Origin of the sequence: Klebsiella sp. LTGPAF-6F, assembly GCF_001753185.1 — a bacterium.
Lineage (GTDB): Bacteria > Pseudomonadota > Gammaproteobacteria > Enterobacterales > Enterobacteriaceae > Klebsiella > Klebsiella michiganensis.
Map to the genome: position 1 here is coordinate 536,241 of NZ_CP017450.1, position 21,858 is coordinate 558,098.

Consider the following 21,858-nt stretch of genomic DNA (forward strand, 5'->3'; position numbering starts at 1 on the left):
ATGCGGATGTATAACGGATAAAATCGATCGTTCAGATCGAATACATGCATGTATCCAGTGTGAAACGGCGCGCAGACTGTTGACAGGGGAAATTATTTTTCCGTGTTTAAAGATTTTCGCCGGAGGACCAGCACGGGCCAGTCCCTGCGGAAGTCCGTGCGCCAGCGCCACTGCCGGAAAAGGATTTCGAGCTGCATCAGTGCTCTTTTCCAGGGAGTAAAAGGAATCTGATAAATACGGCTGCGGACCGTGAGTCCATATTCCGTGGTGTGGGCCAGTAGCCTGCGGGCACGTATACCGGTCAGCAGGTGCGATGAGATGATAACGGTGCGGTGTGTTTCCAGTGCCTGACAGGTTGAGGCGTTCACGTTCTGCCAGAACAGACAGACACGCGACGGCGTCAGGTCGGTGGTGGGCTGCCAGGGGGCCAGGTGAACCCATGCCCGCTTTCCGTGCTGGCTTATCAGCGTCATCTTCGGCCTGAAACGACGCTCTGCCCATGCGAGCGGGCGCAGCAGGAAGGGGAGGCCGGACAGCAGCACCCAGACCAGATAAAAACCGGAGCAGGGAACGCCGCCGGTGATCTCCAGACCCATCACGCCGGACAAACCCAGCCATAGCAGGAAAAAAGAAAAAACACAGGCTTGCTGCATGAACAGACTCCCGATAACGGTGTTAACAGAGGCGTGCAGGAGAGCACTCCTCCTCTGGTCCCGGCACCCTGAAAATCTGAAACCACTTCTGAATATTTTCACAAGCAGGATTTCTGTCAGGGGCGGTTCAGGGTTTCCGGTTGCAATTATCAGGGGGGCTTTTAGCGTAGCGTCATTTTCAGCAGGCATATTCCGGCGGAGGTGATGGTGCGTGGACTTAACTGGTTAACAGGCAGGAGCAGACAGGAAAAACGGCCCGGAGAGAGGCTACCGGCGGGTGCCACGCCGTCCCGGACTGTTGCTGATGATGGCTGGCGCCCTGCTCAGACGGGCAGATCACTGCTGCAGGCAGACGAATACCGTCGCCTTATCCGGGTGCTGACAGAGAACAGCCCGCTGTCGCAGCAGGTCACGGAAGCTTGGTGGCTCAGGCCACTGGAGGAGATGGCGGGACGGGTGCAGGCCTGCCCGGGGGCCTGGTCTGGGCCGTTCTCCGGACCGGGAGGGTTTAATGAACTCAGCCTGAACGTAGCCACACGTGCGGTGAGGCTGGTACGTGGCATGATGCTGCCACCGGGTGCCACGCCTGAAGAGCAGGCAGAGCAGATGCCCGGCTGGGTCTGTGCAGCGTACTGGGCCGGGCTGTTCCATCACCTGCCCTGGCTGATGCAGGTGGAGGGGGCGCTGAAAAGCGGACGTGTCTGGTATCCGGGGCTGAGTGTGCCCGGAGAACCGTGGCGGGTCAGGCCGGCCGGTGAACCTCCGGGGGCGACGGGCAGTGTATATGTGGCGTTCAGGCTCCTGCCTGAGGCCGCTCTGCTGTGGCTTCAGCGCTGGCCTGTGCTGTCTGATACGCTGCTGCTGTTTCTTTCCGGACGTCGTGCGGAAGCCGGGATTCTGAACAGTATTGTGAACGATGCGCTGCGCAGCTGCGGTCTCTCTGATACGGCCGTTATGTCCGGGCAGCCACCAGACCCGGTCTCCCTTGTGACAGTTGTGCCTGTCACTGGTCATACCTTCCCTAAATTATATGAGACTGATTCTATCCCATTGTCCAGTAACGATAATTCTCCGGATGTTTCAGTGCCAATTAAAACCGGAGATATGACCTACAGTTTCAGTCAGGACGGAGAGAAAACGTCCGTTAATACTGTCCCTTCAGCACTGGTACTGGAATCAGCACTTTCAACACATGAACCGCTGCTTTCAGCAGAAAATGATATCAGCAGGGATGAGGAAGGTGGGGCGCAGGTATCCACGGAGAACCTGCTGTCATTGCTGGACCTGATGGCAGAAGGGAAAAGCTCTGTGGTAACGGAAAATGTACCTGCAGATAGTGCTGATAGCCCTCCGGCCACGGAGCTTCCGCCCGGTACGCACCCTTCGCATGAGGAGGGGATGGACAAGGAAGAGCAGGCCGGCGCGTTATTTCTGGAGTGGGTCAGGGACAGCGTTGAGGACGGCACGCTCAGCGTCAATGAAAAGGACAGCATTCTGCACGTTCTGGCGCAGTTTGTATTCATGGTGTCACCGGCCTGTTTTTACCGTCACACCTCTACAGCGGAAGGGAGTGTTACCGACAAGGACAGGCTGCAGAAAAGTTTTGAGGCGCTGAACGTACACCATTCACGAAATGGTAAGGGGTTATTCCATTACCATCAATACGACACGCCGGATAAAAGCGGTCGTTTTACCAAAGTGTCAGGCTACATGATTAACGCTGACATTATTTTTAAAAAAGGGAGCTGTCTCACGGACAGTATATGGCTTTCAGCGAAGAAATAATTTGCTGAGGTTAAGTTAATATTACGAGGTCATTATGGCAGACATTGTGACGTTTGAAAAAATTCTCGATGACTATTTTTTTAATAAAGTTCTTCGTCGTGCAACAGAATGGAGTTACCGAAAGGTGGTGAGAACTTTCCTTGAATTTTACGGAGAAGATATTCTTCCGGAAAATGTGACGCGAATGGATGTTCTGAAATGGAGACGGTATGTTCTGAATGAACAGATGTCCAGTAAGCGGACATGGAATAACAAGGTTGCCCACATGCGGGCAGTATTTAATCATGCCATCACGAATAAACTTATTTCAGCCAGAGAGAATCCTTTTAACCAGGTGATTGTTAAACCCGATATTAAACGAAAAAAAACACTATCCGGGGAGCAGATGAAGAAAATTGATTTAATCATGGAAAGGAAAATTGAGCTGGAGCAGATGGGCGTTCACGATCCGCGGCCAAATGCCCTTGAACCCGCCTGGTTCTGGATGACGGTCATTGAGACACTGAAGTTCACCGGTATGCGCCAGAATCAGCTGCTGCATATACGACTTTGTGATGTGGACCTGAAACTGGGCATCATTGAATTACAGGCTGAAGGTTCTAAAAACCACCGGGAGCATCGCGTGCCGATCACAGCGCGGCTGAGACCGCGTCTTGAGCAACTGTATCTTATGTCTGTACAGAAGGGATCCAAAAAAGGGGAGCAGTTATTCAACATCAACCGGTTTACACCCAAAAAGAAAAGAATTATTCGGGCTAAAAACATGGATCACCTACCGATGAGGGCCTTCTTCAGAAGACTGTCCAGGGAGTGTCAGTGTGATATCAGCCCGCACCGGTTCAGGCATACGATAGCCACAGACCTGATGAAACGCCCGGAGAGAAGCCTGAATGATGTCCAGATGCTGCTCGGTCATTCCAGCGTAGCGGTGACCCTGGAATATGTGGAAGCAAACATGGATAACCTGAGGCGAAATCTTGAAGCCGCATATGCAGCTTAGGAGTAATCCTAAGTCAAATTCATAAGGATTTGATATCTAAACGGGAAAAATCGCGGGTTTTCCTTTACAGATCGTTGACAGAGCAGCGCTGAGAAGGTAAATACCTGTAACTGAAATTGTTGGGATGTGAGAAATCCGGAGGATGCGACCAACATCCTCCGGATTCTTAATCCCTAAACCCTCAGGTGCAGAACGACTTTGCCTCATCCTGCACGATGATGGGGCCGGGACTTTGTCTTGCCCGTTAAGGATCTCATCTCTTAACGGACAGGCTCTGAAGAAGTGGTGCCCGGACTCGGAATCGAACCAAGGACACGGGGATTTTCAATCCTCTCGTCGTTAGCAAGTTAATATATCGCAGTGTGTAAATAGTACCGTAGACCCTGTACGCATCGAATAATTTATTCGAGTGTACACATGGAAAATATCGTTACTAAAGCCACTGAAGCTCCTGTCAGTACCCGGCCGCAAATCGTCCCTATGGTCTCAACCAAAGGCGGCGAAGGAAAATCGACGCAAAGTGCCAACCTCGCCGGTTTTCTGGCGGATGCGGGTAAAAAGACTCTCCTCATTGATGGTGACCACTCTCAACCTACCGCAAGTAGTATATTCGCCCTGGAATACGAGGCACCCAGCGGCCTGTACGAATTGTTGATGAAGTCAGTCGATCTCAATCAGCCTGAGCATATCGTTTCACGGTCAGTCATCCCAAATCTGGACATTATTGTTTCTAACGATCCGCATGACCGCCTGTCTTCTGCCATGCTTCACGCGCCTGATGGTCGTATGCGTTTGCGCAATGTGCTGCAGCACCCTTTGTTTCAGGGCTATGACGTCATTATCATCGATTCTAAAGGCGCGGCTTCAGTGATGCTGGAGCTTATCTTACTTGCCAGCACTGAATTTTCGGTAGGTGTTATCAAACCTATATTACCGGATACTCGTGAGTTCCTGCGTGGCACCCTGGGGTTGATGGAAGGGCTATTACCGCTGACCTGCTACGGGATTTCATTACCACACATTCGTATTCTGACCAACTGCATGGAGTTCACGAACCTTGACCAGCAAACGCTGGAAAGCTTGAACAACATTATCACCAATGGTCTATATCCCCGGGCAGACGCATTCAACGTTTCTCTCCTTAATACCCTGATCCCAAAATTAGAAATCTACAAAATGGGGCACGCCTGCGGCCAGCCGGTTCACCGTCTTGAAAGAACGACGACACGCACATCCACTCAGGCCGCTGCCGTTACTATGCATCATCTGGCCTGCGAGTTGTTTCCGTATTGGAAGCCTGACTTTGACGCACTTCTGATGGGAAACAAGGAGGTGCTGGCATGAGCAAAAATAACCAAAACCGGTTGTGGCGTGCCGTTGCCAGCAGTACCGATCCTCTTCGCTTATGTGAAGAGATTTTTGCGTTTGTTGACGCTCCCGACTACGAAACCGCCAAAGAGTTGTTATACCAGCGATTGTCTTTGGAATGGGGTGTTTCCCGCGGATTTATTGATTTCTATAACCTTGATGGCGAAGAAGAACTCCGCGAGCAGGCGTTGGGCGCGCTTTCTTCCCCTGGAGCTCCTCTGCTGGAAATCGGCTGGAGCCATCAAGCTGGAGGGGGAGCAATCTATGATAATGCCCCCCTAATCCTGGTCGCCTCAGCGGCGCTACGCGCAATATTAACCACAGCGCTTCATGAGATTGGCGCCTTATCGGTAGCGGTTGAACAGGAAGCCACCTGTGTCGGGTGTGGTTGTACAGACAGCCATGCCTGTGTCGACGAAAACCGAAACGTTTGTTACTGGCTCAAAGTCAACCGCGAAGCAGGGTTGGGTGTGTGTTCGTCCTGTGATTTTTTTCTGAACCATCCACTCACTGATGATCATGACTAAGGGGCGAGCCATGTCAGAACAAACCGTAAACGTACCTTATTCCGCTGATGCCGAGCAAGCAGTGATCGGCGGGTTGATGTTGGATAACGATCGCTGGGATGATGTGCTGCCGCTGATCCGGGATACCGATTTTTATCTGCCTGCACACCGCCGGATTTTTCAGGCGATGGGGCAACTTATGGCCAGCCAGCAGCCAATCGATCTGATTACTTTATCCGATTCGTTGGAGCAAAACACAGCTCTTGAATCGGTTGGTGGATTTGCCTATCTGGCTGAAATGGCGAAAAACACGCCGAGTGCGGCCAACATTGTCGCTTATGCCAATATTGTTGCTGAGCGCAGCAGGCTGCGTGGACTTCTCCAGTTAGGGTGTGAATTAAGCGCCGAAGCAGTCGTTCCCCGTGCCGATGTGGCCGTACTGACCGAACGGGCGGAACAGCAATTGTTCCAACTGTCAGAACAGACACAAACACAGCAAAACGTGAGTCTGATTGCCGGTCTTGAATCGCTGGCCAGTCATTTGGAAATGGTTAACGGTGGTAATGGCATTACCGGAACGCCGACCAGTTTCGCCAGACTGGATGCGATTACCTGTGGCTTGCAGAGCGGCGACCTCATTTTACTCGCTGCACGCCCTTCCATGGGGAAAACCTCTCTGGGCCTCTCATTCTGCGCCGGCGCCCTTCGGGACTCCTGCAAGCCGGCATTCTGTTTTAGCCTTGAGATGCCGCGAGCTCAGTTGCTGCAACGACTTGTTTCGATGCTGGGACGGGTAGCGTTAGCGCGGCTGCGCAGTGGTCAACTGGATGATGAAGACTGGGCGCGGATCAGCCAGGCTGTCGCGGAAATGACGCCCTGGGAAGATCGCTTAATCATTGATGATGAAAGTTACCAGACGCCGGCCTTGCTGCGTTCACGCGCACGACGCTATACCCGCCTTTATGGCAGGCCGGGCCTAATCATGGTGGACTATCTGCAACTGATGCGTTGCCCAGGTCAGGAAAACCGCACTCAGGAAATCTCTGAGATCTCACGGAGTCTTAAAGCGCTGGCCAAAGAGCTGGACTGCCCGGTAGTAGCGTTGTCTCAACTGAACCGTCAATTGGAGAGCCGGGCGGATAAACGTCCATTTAACGGCGACCTTCGTGATTCTGGCGCGCTGGAGCAGGATGCTGATGTCATTGCTTTTGTTTACCGCGACGAGGTGTATGACGCCGATACGCAGGATGTGGGTATTGCCGAAATCATCATTGGCAAACAGCGCCAGGGGGCTACTGGCACCATCCGCGTTAAGTTTGAAGGGCAATATACCGCTTTCAGCGATCTCCCTGACGGGCAATATGCTGGCGCAGGGAGGGCATGAGCATGGCGCGTTCAAAAAAGAAGATACTCGATCTGAGCAGCGCATTATTGCAACAGGGTAAAACTGCGTTGGCCACACAACCTGAAACAACCTCAGTCACCCCGCTTCCTGTTAGTGAAATGCCGTTGGTGCTGACTTTGGACGAACTGGCACCAAATCCTGATAACCCACGGACTTCCCGTAACCCTAAATATGAGGAAATCAAAGCCTCAATCCAGGCTCGAGGGCTGGATACTGTGCCGAAAGTTACCCGGGATCCGGAAGCTGGCTCGACTGTCTATATCTTCAGTGATGGCGGCAATACCCGATATCAGATTCTGTGCGAACTATGGCAAGAAACCGGAGAAGAGCGTTTCTATCGTTTTCCTTGCTTGTTCAAGCCATGGCCGGGGCGCTTGTCCTGTGTCATTGGGCACTTGGCCGAAAATGACGTTCGTGGTGACTTGAGTTTCATTGAGAAAGCACTGGGTATCAGAAAGGCACGTTCCATTTATGAAGAGCAATTGGGGAAATATGTCACTCTTAGAGAGCTTTCTTCATTACTTGCTGCAGAAGGCTATCCGGTGCATTTCTCGGGGATCAGTCGCATGGAAGATACGGTGAAGTATCTTTATCCATCCATGCCTACACTACTAGAGTCAGGGCTAGGCGCACCGCAAATCAGGCAGTTGCTTTCCCTGCGTAGTGACGCTGAAAAAACCTGGAAACTTTTTGCTAATGATGTTTCCACAACGCGCTCTTTTTATGAAGTATTTGCTGCCGTTTGCCGTCATTTCGACGCTCCCGAAATGTATTCACTGGATATGTTCCGTGACGAGCTGATTGGTGCTCTCGTAGAAGCACTGCCACATCCCTCACTTAACTATGACCGTTGGTTACTGGAGCTCGATCCAAAGGAGCAAAATCGGCGTAAGCATTTGGGGGAACCAACATCATTATCGCAATCTTTAGAAATTGATGGTTCCTTGCCGCCAGAGGGATTTCCTGAGGAGAAAAGCAGTCAATTATCGACGGGCGCAGCTGAACATCTGGGCGATCAGAATATTGCGCCGACAGCCCTGGCCAGCGCCTTGTTTGATTCAGATAGCAAGCAGGACAACACTTCGGAGGAACAGCAGGAAGAGAAACCGGCTCCTTCTTTCAATACGACGCGTGTAGAGACCCAGCCTGATTTATACGGTGCGCCGGCGATACTCTCTGGTGAAACCGGAAGTGCCTCAGGGAGTGCCCCCTTACCGGACAACGATGAGGTATTAACGCGTTCTCCATTCCAGCCCCCGAACTTGGTCATGGATCCACAACAAGATAATACCGAACATTCTGAGGTTGCTTTTGCTGAAGTAGGTCTGGAGCCTGTCGGCACTATCTGGGCCATTCCAACACTGCAGGATGATATTGAACATCTGCAGGTAATGACGTTCCGTCTGGCTTTCGATCTGGCCGAAATCGCGGGGTGCGAAGCTGAAATCAAAGCTGACAGATCCGGATTGTACGCGGCCGGCTATGCGCTGGCCGATCTGCATCTGGCGGCCGGGTGTATTGAACGACCCTCCCCTTTTACTGTTTTTCTGCTTTCTCTTGCCGGCGCCGACAACATCGACCATGACGGTTGTTCACTGGGTGATGTGTTAATCGGAACGGAGAGGGCTGCTGACTTACCGCTGCTTGACGACATTCACGCTGTCAAGCTGATGCGGCTTATCCGGGTTATGCGTCGTCTGCGCGAGCTGCAGCGTGGCGTACCTGCAACGGAGGATAATAGCTGATGAGTTCTTCGCAACGACAAGAACGCCTGGTGAAACTGGTTCGTAAACTTCTTGAGCTGGCTCGTAGCAACAGCAATGCTCATGAGGCTGGTCTGGCGTTGGCCCGGGCGCAAAAACTGATGGAAAAATACGGTATCAGTGAGCTGGATGCGAGCCTTTCATCAATACAGCAGGCCCCAAGTCAGGGAGCGCCGTCAGAGGCTAAGAGCAAACTCCCCGAGTGGATGTCCAGTCTGGCATGGGCCGTTTGCCATGCCTTTGGGTGTCGCCTGTATTTCTCCTGGCGAGAAACCCCGTCCGGGTATCGCCGTAATGTGACGCTCTATGGCTTTAGCGAACGCCCGGCTGTTGCCGCTTATGCGTTTGATGTGCTTAGCCGTCAGCTGAAAGATGCCACTTCAGCCTATTTGAAAACCCAGAACAAGCGTTTGAAACTGACTACGCGCCGTGCGCGAGCTGAGCAGTTTCGGGCCGGATGGGTTCTGGGCGTTCGGCAGGTCATTACAACGTTTCGGGTTTCTGAACAGGAGCACCAGTTGATGGTGTCATGGATGGAGAATCAGAGAATGGGCGAGTTACAAACACGCGCACTCAAGACATGTCGCGGTGACGATATTGCCCGACGGCAGGGGTATGAGGCCGGACAGAACGCCCGGTTGCATCACGGTGTGCAGGGCGCCGGGCCTGTCGCGCTTGGTCATCGGCGGGAGGTTCAGTGATGTGCATTCAATTATCGCCAACGGGTAACCTTTCCCTGGCTCCTGTTTTTCTGACCTGCTTATCTTACCGCTTTATTTTTTTGCCATTCACTGCTTTGAGCCCGGTGGCTGAATATCTGGAGGGGAACCAACGATGAGTAACAGCTTATCTCAGGCGACCAACAGCTTGTTAACGCAGTTGGTTATGGAGTTGAAGTCCGGCTATATACGCCGTTGTGAGTCTCTGGGACTGACCACAGAGGAAATGCAACTGCTGCATGGCTTAACTGTTGAAGATCTGCATTATCTGCTGAACAGCCCGGTATCGGTACTGACATTTCAAATCCACCATGAAAACTTCTCATTGATGCTGCAGCATGCGCGTCGCGAGCAACAACGCATGCAACGTATTGACCGTGCCCTGGCGCTGGGTGGTTCTATTGAGATGATGCAGCACTATTTTGGGTTGACGACGGTTGAAGTCGCCGCGCGTCGACGTATGACCGGTATCAGTATCCGCCAGGGGCGTTGCGCCGCACTCAGTGATGAAGAAAATGCGACGCTGTGGCGCCAGTGGCAAAAGGCTGGCATTGACGATCCCTCAAGCGCGGATGGTCTGGATGTCATGATGCTGGCCGCCGAGCAAATGGATGTGTCACTCACGGCTGTGTGGCACGCGGTACGCGGCTTCGATGTACCTCATACCAACACGGCCAAAAAAGCGATTCAGGCGGTCCGTAATCATGCCGAGAGAGGAACGGTGAGGAGGCCGGCATGAAGCCAATGATCTTGATGCCCGGTTTACAGGTCCCTCGTTCTGCGCCGCCATCTTGCCAGAAAAAAGCGAAAGCGCTGGTTCAGCAGTTTCGCCGCGGCGAGCGAAATTACAAAAATATCCATGTAAAAGGTAAGCACGCCCCCGGGCGTGCCTGGATAAAGATTAATGTCGGGGCCACCTGGCGGCTATTAAGCCGTAACAGTGGCGCAGACTGGGAGTTACTCACCCACGAACGCTACAACAATGAAATTTGGAAGTGACGACATTCACCCTGTGCCTGGGTACCGGGTACAGGACTGAGTGCCTTTAGCCATATGCAGCATTGCCTGCACGATTACCGTTTGACTCCTTCGCCATATTGGTTGGCGCAGGGCGCGTGATTAAGGATCCGCTAAATCCATGACTACAACTCGAATACCTGATGATAGCCTGATCTCCTTTACACTGGCGCAAATGAATGCCCGAATGGCGGAGCGAATAAGCGCGGAAAAACACACGGGTAGCGCCGATGTTACGAATCTGCGTAGTGGCCTGCTCTATATGGGCAATGTGCATGATTCCATACCCCGCCGATTATTGTTGGACACGCGTTTATCGCCACTGGATAAAACGGCGTGGATAATGATCCGTCTGTATGCGCAACAGAATCAGGGGGCCGTATTCCCGACTTATGATGAATTACAGTTGCAGCTTGCTTCTCCATTTAACGGCAAAGCATCCCGTGAGACCGTTAGTCGCGTTTTGTTGATGTTACGCCTTACCGGCTGGCTCAGCCTGTGTCGCCGTGTGCGTGACGATAAAGGTCGTGTGCGGGGAAACATCTATGCGCAACACGATGAACCATTATCAGCCCGTGATGCCGAGACATTAGATCCGACCTGGCTTGATACGCTGGCTGCGGCCTGTGAGCATAAAAACCGTACGGTGAATCAAACGGCCTGGTCAGTGTTGTCCGATATCCAAGATGACCCGACAATGCGTCATCAGCATTCTCAGATGGCAGCTATCGTTGAACGACTGGGGTCGCCGCAAACGCCTCAGCAGATGGTGAACCGCGTGTCCCTCAGGGAGCATCTTTCCCATGGTTCTATAACCGAACCCGGTAATAATCCTCCCGGTTCGGATGCCGAACCCAGTCAATTTAAGCGCAGTTCGGATACCGAACTCAGTCATGAAACGGGTAATGAAATACAGAGTTCGTTTTCCGAACTCATTCTGGAATCAGTTACTTACAAGGATTCAACCAAACCGAACTGTAACGTACGTAATTTCACACACAGTGTGAATAAAAAAACGTACGTACCAGAACTACCAGCCGAACTGCAACGCAGCATGGCTGAGGATGACCGCAGGCAGATCACCGCTCAGCTTTGCGCACTGCCTGCTGAAGCTGCCCGGCAAGTGCTGGATAGCCTTGTTCAGACGATGGCCCGAGGCAATCTGAATAACCCGACAGCCTGGCTGCTGACGGTGATAAAACGCGCCCGGAATGGCGAATTGTTCACAGCAGGAAAATCTTCCCACCCGGCCAAACCCGAAGCAATGCGTTCGGCGCCCATGTCAACATCAACGCAACCCGTTCGTCCTCAAGCAGCCTCACGGGAACATGTCAGTGGTGTTGTGGCCAAATTACGTCAGGAAATGGCACGAGCCAAAATCAGAAAGTGATTGGGTTTTGGTTCGTTTGTATGAAAAATGACCTTGTTGGCAGTACCAACAAGATTAAAAAATGAGCACTGCACTTTTTAGACTTTATCTTCACGAATCGACGAGGGATTAGATGTCCCTTGATAGAGGAAACCAGAAGTAGTGGCATTTTACTAAAAATTGGTTGAGTTGCCTGTTTTTTAGTAATATGGTTAGTAAATGGCTTACTAATAACCATACTAGTTCCAACATGAGCAGGAGTAAATTATGGACATACCAACCCATCTATCTCATCGGCCAGTTGTCAAACTGGAGAACTACTCCGCCATAGACGGACAGTATAAAAATAACACTGACGCCGAGGGGCTTTCTATCGGGATAGCACAATGGAGTGAACCTGATTCCCCTGAGTTGTCTGCCAAGGTCTGGCGATACACCGGAATGAAATGGTCAAGGCAGTCAGAAGAGCTTCCTGTCCATCGCGTTTTGGATCTGGCGAACTTAATTTGTGCTGCTCTAAGCTATGTTCGAACAGGAGTATTGCCAGTTGATAAGAGGTTTAGGATCACTCTGGCCAACAACCCGGAACTTATCAGTACAATGAAGGCTTGTCTGGAGAAGGATAGTGAAAACATTGATACTTCACTTTCACGATTGGCGGAGAGTTTGAAGGCGATTCTTCCGGAATAGACCGACGGGATCTATTTTCTCTCAGAACGAGAAAAGCCACCCTAAGGTGGCTTTTCCGAACTAACTTATACGCACGGGTCCGAAGAAATCCGCGCCTTGATGTAGAAAATCTATCAGCATTCGACGCGCACGTCAACTTTGTTCCAACCTAAGAGCCTGGGAGGGCAGAATGCAGTTGGAAGATTATATCTCAGCCGAGCGGCTAAAAATTTACGCCGATGTGCTGAAACTTAAGCCTGGTGAAGAGCTGGGAGGATATAACTGGAACAAGGTGATTGCCAGTGCAATGCAGCCACTTATGCATTGCCTTGAGGTGACGCTGCGCAATGCCATCGATCACAGCATTCGCCATCATCCTATGCCTGGGGCTGTGGGACATTGGCGCACAGATGCCAACTGGATCTTTGATTTGCCTCGTTATATCGGTGATAAGGTTTGGATTCGTCAGGGAAAACGATTTAAGAAAGATGCCTGTGGTCAGACTATTCGTTATAACGGAAAGCCGGTTTATGAGAAAACAGCCTGGGAAGAAGATTGTATCCGCAAGGTATCAAAGCGGATCAGAGATGCGGGCAAAAAACCCACTGCGGAACGGGTGATTTCTGGACTGGATTTTGGTTTCTGGACCAATTTCCTGACGCGCAATTATAATGAACCCCGAAACCGTTCGCTGCTGTGGCCTCAGTTGCTACCGGAGGTTTTTCCTGGTGCGCCTGCCGGTACGGGGCGTCATATTCTGGAAAAAAAATTTACTCGTATCCGCGATCTGCGTAATCGTCTTGCTCACCATGAAGCCATCTGGAAATTTCAGGAAGAAAATCCAGTGACCGGTGCGCCAGATTATAACCGGCCGGTGTATGGATTGAATGCCTCACTACAACTGCTACGTAGGGCCTGGAACGATATGCTGGAGGCACTGTACTGGCTCAGTCCGGCACGGCATTCCGCATTCCTGGCTGAAGGTCACCATATTCGTTTTGAAGCGCTGGCTACTCAGGACGGTCTGTTTAGTTTCACCAGTCGTGAGCAACTGGTGAACGGCCTGAATATCAGACGCAGTAAAGAAGTCAGAAAATTGCTGCGGGGGCTTAGCCAGCAAAAGATCGTAAGACTGACAAATCGTACACGTATCATTGCCATTATTGGACCTGACTTCATCCGTATGTGAGCTCAGATCCTGCTTTTGGCGGCTATTTCACCAGGCTGTGGAGAATCCCTGTTCTTTCAGCCTCTGCCTGGTACGTTTTACATAGCTGGCATCAATCATTTCGTCCGGTGGTAGATCGCGGATGATATTACTCAGGGTTGCAAGGGCGCTGTCTGACATCCTGAAGCTTGGAGGCAATCCGAAACAGGAGCCATCCTTGATATCATTTAGCCTGTCAAAGAGCCCCCTAAAAAAGTCAGTAAGCGAACTGCGTTTTGCTCCGATAATGGCTGCTGTTGCTTCATCAGCGTACTTAATTTCGGTGTTATCTTCTCCCAGGGCGTGCAGTAAACCCGCCATGTCAGGCCAGTACTTCAGATCATAATGATTTAGAAGATTCAACTGTGGCTGAATGTTTGAACGGTAAAGTCCGTTATCCTTTCCCGCTTTGTCGATGAAGTCCGTTAGTCTGACCATGTTGTCGATATAGAAATGACCACTCCGGTTCAGTACTTCCGAACGACGCTCAAGTAACTCGGCAAGCTTGATGCTCATTACCACTATATTTTCATTGATCTCCAGTAGCTCTTTATGGTCAGCGCGTAACGTGGCATGTCGATCTTCGGTACTGAAGCCACCGGCAAAGACGCACTGTTCCAGCAGAATCCAAAGCCGAGTGCCGTTGATTTCTCGCTCAGCGAGTTCTACATACACCGGCTTCATTTCTTCGTGTCGTTCAATTAGACGTTCAAATACAGGCCATGTTGAATTCCAGGCAGGATAGGGTTCGTCTCGCCAGTGCCGTAGTTTTTCTGTCAGTATTTGTAGCCCCTGTGCTGCAGCAGCATCGTATTTTTCAGTCATTGAGGTTCTCTAGTGAATTGTCGGTTACGGTTCATTATTCCCTGAATAATACGGTGTGTCGGTACCTCGAGACATTTAATTCAGTACTCTTCGGGTACCAACCTATCATCTCTGACTCAGGCAGGAACAGCGTGAGTCAACAGGCCGAAGCAATAGAGTAGATGCACAGGCTTTGCCGGGCTGCTACTGCAGGATACTGTACCTAACACGTATCTTGTATTACTCAGGATATTTATTTGTGGTTAAAAAGCGAGCTTGTTGGCAGTGCCAACAAGATTAAAAAATGAACACCCCACCTTTTACACTTTCTCTTCACAAACCAAAAAGAGTTTTGAATTGCTGCTTTCGGGCTCTGCCGAGACTATTTCAAGCCAAACATACTCTCAGCAGACAGAAGGATGCTCAACATGGCAGATACAGCAAACAATTCTCCGGACACTCCCGCACGGGGAAAGGCGGGGGCACTGAAGTCGACTTTAACCGTCCAGCTACATACCCAATATGCAATCCTTTTATGGGAAGGCCGTCAACGTCAGAAAGAGTCAAAAAAACCTCAAATAGTTAGCATGCCCCAGGTCATCGCCAGAGCAGGTAAAATCAATGCCGATTCGGATAGTGACAACCCGTACGCCGACGACGCGATGTTGTTGTTGGAGCAGGCGATAGAGCGAGGAACCGCACGGTTACAAAAGGCGGTTGCTGAGCTTGAAAAAACCTTATCCGATTTGCCGGGTCAGATCACGATGTCCGATGTTTACTCCGTTTCGCCTTTGAATATCGGTGTATTCAGCCGAACCCCCCTGGGCTACCGTTGTGTCTGGTTACTGGTTGGTTTCGATCAGCTTGCGATGAAAGCTTTCCAAGCCTGGCATTACGGTTTGATTTCACGTCAGAAACGCGATGATTTGCTGAGTAAGGGAGGGCACTGGGTTCGGCAGGTATACGGGGTGGTACAACAATATCATTCTGTCAGCGTGACCCGCGATGATATTCGTCTGCAAACGCCAGCCGGTCTTGAGGCTATCAAACGGTTAGGTGAACCGGATGCAGATATATTAACGGGTGTGAAACGTTCAACGTTCTCCCCGCCGTTACGTAATCCTGTCACTGTCTCCGCTGATTCTTCCACTGATAAAGGAGGCAATGCATGAGCCCTTACAAGAAAGCGTTAATGCCTGCTCTATTTTGCACGGCGCTGATTTTAAGCGGTTGCGCCGGTAGCGACCTCGTTGCGTGGAATCAAAAAATCAGTGATGCCGCCCATTCGCTGGCCGGCGGCAGTGCCAATAGCGCTAATGACAGTGACATGCCATGGATGACCAAAGCCGGAAACACCGGCCCGCGTCAAAATGTGCTCCATGTTTATACCCTTCCCGTGGATGTTGATACCGCCGCGGCCCGCCTCAAAAGTCATTATCAGTTTATCTCTTCAGATGAGCTGGAAAGTTTGCGTAAGCGTGATCAGTACGGTGACTGGAGTGCCGGCTCTGTTGATGAAGCTCACTCCGTATGGTCAGCGGTAAAGGGCGGCTACTATAAAATGGGGCAGGAATGGAAAGGAAGCGATCGCCTGGTGCTGGAAATTGAGAAATCCGGTGCCGGCAGTCGTTTGAAGGTGACTTACAGTTCCCCGGATAGTTCGCACCTGACCGATGCGTATTTGGGGCGCTTAATGAAGCAGCTGCAGCAGGTTGCTAACGGTCAGGTGAGCTGACTGGAGGCGATCAGATGCAACTCTATCTCTGTGAGAAACCGTCCCAGGGTAAGGATATTGGCGCCATCCTTGGAGCGACCCAACGTAAGCAGGGTTATCTTGCCGGTCCAGGAGTCATTGTTACCTGGGCTATAGGGCATCTATTAGAGCAGGCTCAACCTGAGACCTACGGTGAACAGTACGGCAACCCATGGCGCGAGTCCGTACTGCCCATCGTGCCGACGCAGTGGAAAATGACCATTAAAAAAGATACGGCGGATCAGTTTGCCGTTGTCAGGTCACTTCTGAAGCAAGTGGACTCCGTGGTCATCGCCACTGATGCCGATCGGGAAGGCGAGGTCATCGCCCGCGAGCTGCTGGAGTATTGTCACTTTACGGGGGCCGTACAGCGGCTCTGGTTATCCGCGCTGGATGAGTCGAGTATTCGCCAGGCTCTGGCGAATAAGCTGCCTGGTGAAAAGACTGCGGCGCTTTACCATGCCGGCATGGCGCGAGCGCGGGCTGACTGGATGACGGGAATGAACCTGACCCGGCTTTATACCCTGAAAGCCCGGGAACAAGGGTATGGCGAGGTCTTGTCGATCGGCCGGGTGCAGACGCCCGCGTTGGCGCTGGTCGTGAACCGTGACCGTGAAATTGCCAATTTTGTGTCAAAACCGCACTGGCAGGTACAGGCTACGTTGCAGAAAGAGGGGATCAATTTCCCTGCCAACTGGGTGCCCGCCGCCAACTACTGTGACGAGGAGAAACGTTGTATTCAGCAAAATGTGGCGCAGGCCGTGGTGCAGCTTTGCCAGCAAACGGGGAGTGCCCTGGTTCTTGATGTGGGGACGGAGCGTAAGAAAACGTCAGCTCCTCTGGCCTTTGATCTGGGTACACTGCAACAGGCCTGCTCTCGCCAATGGGGAATGAGCGCAAACCAGGTATTGAGCATTGCTCAATCGTTGTATGAAACCCATAAAGCGACAACCTATCCTCGCACCGATTGCGGTTATCTGCCGACGTCAATGCGTGAAGAAATCCCACAGATCTTCAATGCCATTACGCGAACGGATCCCACACTGAGTGCGGCAGTGGCTAAACTCGATACAGGTTTTGTTTCACGGATCTGGAACGATAAGAAAATCACCGCTCACCACGGTATTATTCCTACAAAACAGCCATTCGACCTGAGTAAGTTGTCTGCGGATGAACTCAGGGTCTACCAACTGATACGCCAGCATTACCTGGCGCAGTTCCTGCCGCTCCATGAGGTCGATGTAACTGAAGCAACCTTCAATATTAGCGGCCAACTGTTTCGCACCCGCGGCAAGGTTGAGATCGTAGCTGGCTGGAAAGCGTTGTTTCAGCATGAAAGCAGTGAATCGAAGGAGGACGACGATGATGAGGCCCGTCTCCCGACGCTTGTTAAAGGACAGTCTTGTGCCGTAGCCGGCGCAGAGCTTAAGACCCTGCAAACAAAGCCGCCGGCGCACTTCACTGATGGAACATTGATTGCGGCGATGAAAAATGCAGCCGCATTCGTCAGCGATCCTCAACTTAAGAAAATTTTGAAAGAGAATGCCGGATTGGGGACTGAAGCGACGCGGGCCGCTATCCTGGAAACGCTATTCAAGCGGGGATACCTGGAGAAAAAGGGTAAATTCTTGTTCTCCACACCGATTGCTGGCGAGTTGATTGATGCCCTGCCGGCAGCGCTGACAAACCCGGGTATGACGGCGCTATGGGAACAGGCGTTGGATGAGATTGCCCAGGGGCAGATGACGCTGGAAACGTTTATGTCGCGGCAGGCGCAGTGGACGGGGCATCTGGTCGAGAAAGGTAAAACGCAGGCGGTGAAGTTCACTGCGCCGCCGTCTCCTCCTTGCCCTGTCTGTGGTGGAGCGATGCGCCGGCGTGCGGGCAAGAAAGGCAGTGGCTCTTTTTGGGGATGTATCAATTACCCAACCTGCCAGGGCATTGTCAATATTGGGGCTAAAACCAACCGTAACGGTAAGCGATATAAAGGGAAACCAGCGGCTAAAAATAAAGCAACCTCACCGGAGTAAGAGATTGTCTGATGTATATGGCGGAAACTTTTGCTAAGGTGAACTGGCTTTGATGCAGGGTACCCCGTGACTGCGGTGGTAGGAAAATTCTTCCATGGTTTTTTCTACTTCAGTCCGGTCAGCGGCCTCCACACTCAGGTTGGTTGACAAGGCGCATGCGACTCCGTGAAAAAAGCGCCGGGACACTAGGTTCCTCCCCGGAGTCTGTTTGATTATATGAAAGGTTAAGGTACCGACCCAAGGGCGTTGATTTTCGGATCAACGCCGTTTTTATTTTTATCGCCCGCAAAACTTATTATTAACGTTGACACCCACATAACTTGCATTAAAAATGAACAGGCTTACTCGTTGTCTTCGGACAACCAGCCAATGCCTCAGCACTCTGTGAGAGGCGCCTTCGGGTGAGTGCCAACCAATGTTTCAGCGGTCTGTGAGAAACACCTTCGGGTGATCGCGAATATCCTTGTAGCCTGAAAGAGGATGCCCTTGTGGTGGTAACTCCGTTTAACCTTTGAGAACGGGGATCGCTCAACAGTGATGAAGGTCCATTTCACAATCCAGACTGTCTGCATTGACGTACGACTTTGCAGACTCCCGACGGGAAACACTTTTCCCGTCGGGGAAGGTGTCTTTCTCCGTCACCGAATCTACACTCCATGGAGAAAACATCATGTCTCAAGCGCAAAACACGTCCAACAAAACTGAATATTTCAACCTGACCATTAAAGGGATGGGGTATCTCAGCAATGTTCGCCAGGTCAATGGCCCTAACGGTACCTTTATCAGCTGTGTCATCAACGGACTTTCTGGTCCTACTGATAACGCCAGTTATACGCGTTTCGATGTCACGGTCGCCGGTAAAGAAGCCAGCAGCCTAATCAATCGTTGTCAAAAGTCGGTTGATGAAGACAAAAAAGTCCTGATTGGGTTTGTGCTCAGCAACCTGAAAACGGACATTTTTACGCTCAACAGCGGTGAACATGCCGGTGAACAGCGTGTCAGTCTGAAAGCCCGCCTGATCAAGGTCGATTGGATCAAAATCGGCCAGGAGAAGGTTTATCAGGCTGAGAAATCCGACTCCACGCCGCCTCAGCAAGGTTCTGCTCAGCAACAATACGCAGAAAACTCCTTCTGATAACGCCCTCTACGCCCCGCATGTTCTCGGGGCGTTTTCCCCTTTCTTATTCCCTATGAGGATTCGATTATGGCGTCTCGCGGTGTAAATAAAGTCATTCTTGTCGGTTTTCTTGGTCAGGATCCTGAAATCCGTTACCTGCCAGCCGGTAGTGCAGTAGCAACATTGTCACTGGCCACTTCCGAAACCTGGCGTGATAAACAATCTGGTGAGCAGAAGGAAAAAACGGAATGGCACCGTGTTGTGCTGTTCGGCAAACTGGCTGACATTGCCGGTGAGTACCTGCGCAAAGGCTCACAGGTCTATATCGAAGGCCAGCTCCAGACTCGTAAATGGCAGGATCAGAGTGGTCAGGACCGCTATTCAACCGAAGTCGTGGTCAGTATGGGGGGAACGATGCAGATGTTGGGCGGTCGTTCCCAGTCTGCAAACTCTGGTCAACGTGCTCAGGGAGGATGGGGACAGCCCCAGAAGCCAACGCACAGCGGTTCCGCGCCTCAACAGCCTCAATCCCAATCAGGAGGAAATGAGCCGCCGATGGATTTTGAAGATGATATTCCGTTTCTCGGGTTTGGTTACGGAATAGCGAAGTCAGCCATTCATGCTTTATAAGAAAGGCTGTGTGATATACTTCGACATACGATTTATCTGCTCGTATGTTTTTTATTAACTAACCGGAGGCTCCCATGGGAACTCGTTATGATACTGACGTGGTAGCCTGGGCGAATGAACAGGCTGCGTTACTACGTGCCGGTAAACTCAGTCAGCTCGATATTGAAAACATTGCCGAGGAGATAGAAGACGTGGGTAAAAGTGAAAAACGCGAACTGGCCAGCCGGATGGCGGTTTTACTTGCTCACCTTCTCAAATGGCAATTTCAACCCACTCATCGTGGTGCGAGCTGGGAATTGACGATTAAGGGGCAACGAGGCTTGATTGAACGCCGCCTTAAGAAAACGCCAAGCCTGAAAGTGACTCTGGCCGATCAGGAATGGTTGGAAGATACCTGGTTTGATGCGCTGGCTATAGCATCAAAAGAAACAGGCATCGGTTTGGAAAAACTTCCGGCTTCATGCATTTGGACAACAGAACAAATTATGAACCCGGATTTCTACCCTGAGTCATAAATAGAGTTATCTGGATTTCATCATCAACGCTGACCTTCTGGTTGGCGTTTTTTTTTGTTTTGCAAAAAGAGTTGTTAATTGAGGGCCGTGAGCGGTAACCGCACAGTGACACCTGTCAATTGTAACTGAACAGGAAACCATCCGGATGAAAAAAACACTCGTCATCACTTCCCTGGCGGCCATCATGCTGACAGGGTGCGCCCCCCGGCAACCTCTGCAACAACGTGATGTATCATCAGTCACGCCGTCTGTCACCGTTACCCGTAATGTGCAACCGGTTAGCCCGGACGTTTATGCCCGGGCGCCGGAAGTGGTTCGTTATGACCGCTACTTACTGGTCAGCACCGATCCTGCTTCCGTCCAGCGCGATCCGCTCTCCCAGATTATCGATATTCGCATCCCGGCGTCGGTTAAACCGACGGTGGCGGATGCCTTGCGTTATGCCCTGCGCCAGTCGGGATACTCGCTGTGCGCCACGGGGCCGGCAAACGGTGTGCTGTACCGGCAGGCTCTGCCGGCTGTTCAGTACCAATTGGGGCCAATGCGTTTACGTACCACGTTGCAGGTACTGGCGGGGCCCGCGTGGCAGCTTGAAGTGGACGATGTACAGCGTGTCGTTTGCCACAGCCTGCGCGAAGGGTACCAGTTGCCGGCCACGCAGCTGCCGCCGGCGACGGTTGTATCTGCCCCGATCAGCGCACCGGCGACGTCTATTGCTCCGCCGCCAGTAAAACCCGTACCGGTAACGGGAGGATGGCTGAAAAAATGACAGTACCAAACGAACAAATGCCCCAGATGACCGCGCCTCAAAAAGGTCTCCTTCGCAGCAAAACATTCTGGGAGCTCACTGGAAGCGCATTGATTGTCCTCATGATGGGCATGGCCGGCAGTCATGCGCTTAAGGGCGTTAATCAACGCGTTGCACAACTGGAGCAGGCTCAGAGAAACCTGTCGCCACAAGACGATGTGGCGTCTTTGCGCAATACGTTCGGGGCGCAACAGCAGCAAGTAGCCATGCTGGAAAGCCGCCAGGCGCAATTCGAGACGAAACTTGCGGCAATCATCAATAACGCAGTATCGCCGCAGCAGTTGCAGGCGCAACTGGAGGCCCAGCAAGCAGATTTGAACGCTTTGAAAGATGACCTCGCCGCATATAAAAAGTCGGCGTCATTAGCCCCAACACCAACGACTGATACCCCGGCAAGCTCAACTGGTGCATCGACAAAGCCATCAACATCCGTCCCCGCAGCGCCGTCTGCGACGGCCAAAATCACCCCAAAGTATCCGGCTACGCCGATTAAATCTCCTGCACGAGAAGCAGTACGCGTGGCGCGCAAAGCGCCTTTTGTGCTGACGGGTATTGAGCGGCGAGGTACTGCCGCATTCGCCGCTGTGGCACCGCAGGGGTTCAGTGATTTATCCCAGGTGTGTTTAATCAGCGAGGGGGAATCAGTATCAGGATGGCAGTTGGTCAGCGCCGGGGTTGGCCAGGCTACATTCCGCGTAAATGGCCGTCTGCAGACGCTCAACGTGCAGTGAGGAATGTTA

The 21,858-nt window shown here is 51.8% G+C and carries 22 protein-coding genes; 20 read left to right on the forward strand and 2 right to left on the reverse strand.

The genetic code is table 11. From position 1 onward, the window contains the following. Window positions 1-92 precede the first annotated feature (92 nt). Window positions 93-653: a hypothetical protein gene (locus tag BJF97_RS02590; RefSeq protein ID WP_013095250.1), complete on the reverse strand. Its 561-nt coding sequence runs from the start codon at window positions 651-653 to the stop codon at window positions 93-95. Between the two features lie 204 nt (window positions 654-857). Between BJF97_RS02590 and BJF97_RS02595 the strand changes: the two genes are divergently transcribed. The 12 genes from BJF97_RS02595 (at window position 858) to BJF97_RS02650 (ending at window position 13,443) form a co-directional block, all read left to right on the forward strand. After that, a complete protein-coding gene (locus BJF97_RS02595; protein WP_086538577.1) occupies window positions 858-2,438 on the forward strand; it encodes a TraI domain-containing protein in 1,581 nt (526 codons plus the stop codon). Between the two features lie 34 nt (window positions 2,439-2,472). After that, window positions 2,473-3,438, forward strand: coding sequence for a tyrosine-type recombinase/integrase (locus BJF97_RS02600; RefSeq protein WP_013095253.1), 966 nt, complete (start codon window positions 2,473-2,475; stop codon window positions 3,436-3,438). 417 nt (window positions 3,439-3,855) lie between these two features. Next, window positions 3,856-4,782 carry a ParA family protein gene (locus BJF97_RS02605; RefSeq protein ID WP_070082763.1) on the forward strand — a complete coding sequence of 309 codons (927 nt, stop codon included), beginning with the start codon at window positions 3,856-3,858 and terminating at the stop codon, window positions 4,780-4,782. Next, the gene (locus tag BJF97_RS34905) at window positions 4,779-5,333 is read left to right on the forward strand and encodes a hypothetical protein (RefSeq protein ID WP_070082764.1); all 555 of its coding nucleotides are present in this window, start codon (window positions 4,779-4,781) and stop codon (window positions 5,331-5,333) included. The genes BJF97_RS02605 and BJF97_RS34905 overlap by 4 nt, the downstream gene beginning before the upstream one ends. A 10-nt stretch (window positions 5,334-5,343) precedes the next feature. Beyond that, window positions 5,344-6,696 (forward strand): SPI-7-type island replicative DNA helicase, encoded by a 1,353-nt coding sequence (gene dnaB-PI / locus BJF97_RS02615; protein WP_077270201.1) that lies wholly within the window; start codon window positions 5,344-5,346, stop codon window positions 6,694-6,696. 2 nt (window positions 6,697-6,698) lie between these two features. Beyond that, a complete protein-coding gene (locus BJF97_RS02620) occupies window positions 6,699-8,462 on the forward strand; it encodes a ParB family protein (RefSeq protein WP_070083021.1) in 1,764 nt (587 codons plus the stop codon). Next, window positions 8,462-9,181: a DUF2786 domain-containing protein gene (locus BJF97_RS02625; protein WP_070082766.1), complete on the forward strand. Its 720-nt coding sequence runs from the start codon at window positions 8,462-8,464 to the stop codon at window positions 9,179-9,181. The genes BJF97_RS02620 and BJF97_RS02625 overlap by 1 nt, the downstream gene beginning before the upstream one ends. 133 nt (window positions 9,182-9,314) lie before the next feature. Further along, a complete protein-coding gene (locus BJF97_RS02630) occupies window positions 9,315-9,938 on the forward strand; it encodes a DUF2857 domain-containing protein (protein ID WP_070082767.1) in 624 nt (207 codons plus the stop codon). Continuing rightward, window positions 9,935-10,198 carry a ParE family toxin-like protein gene (locus BJF97_RS02635; protein WP_070082768.1) on the forward strand — a complete coding sequence of 88 codons (264 nt, stop codon included), beginning with the start codon at window positions 9,935-9,937 and terminating at the stop codon, window positions 10,196-10,198. The genes BJF97_RS02630 and BJF97_RS02635 overlap by 4 nt, the downstream gene beginning before the upstream one ends. Window positions 10,199-10,337: 139 nt before the next feature. Then, window positions 10,338-11,606: an STY4528 family pathogenicity island replication protein gene (locus BJF97_RS02640; protein WP_070082769.1), complete on the forward strand. Its 1,269-nt coding sequence runs from the start codon at window positions 10,338-10,340 to the stop codon at window positions 11,604-11,606. 246 nt (window positions 11,607-11,852) lie between these two features. After that, a complete protein-coding gene (locus BJF97_RS02645; protein ID WP_070082770.1) occupies window positions 11,853-12,275 on the forward strand; it encodes a DUF6530 family protein in 423 nt (140 codons plus the stop codon). Window positions 12,276-12,444: 169 nt separating this feature from the next. After that, complete coding sequence (locus tag BJF97_RS02650) at window positions 12,445-13,443, forward strand: Abi family protein (protein WP_070082771.1); 999 nt, start codon at window positions 12,445-12,447, stop codon at window positions 13,441-13,443. Window positions 13,444-13,470: 27 nt separating this feature from the next. Here the strand turns inward: BJF97_RS02650 and BJF97_RS02655 are convergent, their stop codons facing one another. Next, on the reverse strand, window positions 13,471-14,286 hold the full coding sequence (locus BJF97_RS02655) for a hypothetical protein (protein WP_070082772.1): 816 nt from the start codon (window positions 14,284-14,286) through the stop codon (window positions 13,471-13,473). 407 nt (window positions 14,287-14,693) lie between these two features. On the opposite strand from BJF97_RS02655, the gene BJF97_RS02660 reads away from it, so the two are divergent. From BJF97_RS02660 to BJF97_RS02695, 8 genes are all read left to right on the forward strand, one after another. Next, window positions 14,694-15,437 (forward strand): PFL_4669 family integrating conjugative element protein, encoded by a 744-nt coding sequence (locus tag BJF97_RS02660; protein WP_070082773.1) that lies wholly within the window; start codon window positions 14,694-14,696, stop codon window positions 15,435-15,437. Continuing rightward, window positions 15,434-16,000, forward strand: a complete 567-nt coding sequence (locus BJF97_RS02665; RefSeq protein ID WP_070082774.1) for a hypothetical protein — start codon at window positions 15,434-15,436, stop codon at window positions 15,998-16,000. Before BJF97_RS02660 ends, BJF97_RS02665 begins: the two co-directional genes overlap by 4 nt. Window positions 16,001-16,014: 14 nt before the next feature. After that, window positions 16,015-18,048: a DNA topoisomerase III gene (locus BJF97_RS02670; protein ID WP_070082775.1), complete on the forward strand. Its 2,034-nt coding sequence runs from the start codon at window positions 16,015-16,017 to the stop codon at window positions 18,046-18,048. Window positions 18,049-18,718: 670 nt separating this feature from the next. Beyond that, window positions 18,719-19,183 carry an STY4534 family ICE replication protein gene (locus BJF97_RS02675; RefSeq protein WP_187418270.1) on the forward strand — a complete coding sequence of 155 codons (465 nt, stop codon included), beginning with the start codon at window positions 18,719-18,721 and terminating at the stop codon, window positions 19,181-19,183. Between the two features lie 69 nt (window positions 19,184-19,252). Continuing rightward, window positions 19,253-19,795: a single-stranded DNA-binding protein gene (locus BJF97_RS02680; protein WP_070082776.1), complete on the forward strand. Its 543-nt coding sequence runs from the start codon at window positions 19,253-19,255 to the stop codon at window positions 19,793-19,795. Window positions 19,796-19,869: 74 nt separating this feature from the next. Further along, window positions 19,870-20,310, forward strand: a complete 441-nt coding sequence (locus BJF97_RS02685; protein WP_070082777.1) for a DUF29 domain-containing protein — start codon at window positions 19,870-19,872, stop codon at window positions 20,308-20,310. Window positions 20,311-20,455: 145 nt separating this feature from the next. Then, window positions 20,456-21,079 (forward strand): PFGI-1 class ICE element type IV pilus protein PilL2, encoded by a 624-nt coding sequence (gene pilL2 / locus BJF97_RS02690; RefSeq protein ID WP_070082778.1) that lies wholly within the window; start codon window positions 20,456-20,458, stop codon window positions 21,077-21,079. Beyond that, the gene (locus BJF97_RS02695) at window positions 21,064-21,849 is read left to right on the forward strand and encodes a hypothetical protein (protein ID WP_416186831.1); all 786 of its coding nucleotides are present in this window, start codon (window positions 21,064-21,066) and stop codon (window positions 21,847-21,849) included. The genes pilL2 and BJF97_RS02695 overlap by 16 nt, the downstream gene beginning before the upstream one ends. The last annotated feature ends 9 nt before the right edge of the window (window positions 21,850-21,858 follow it).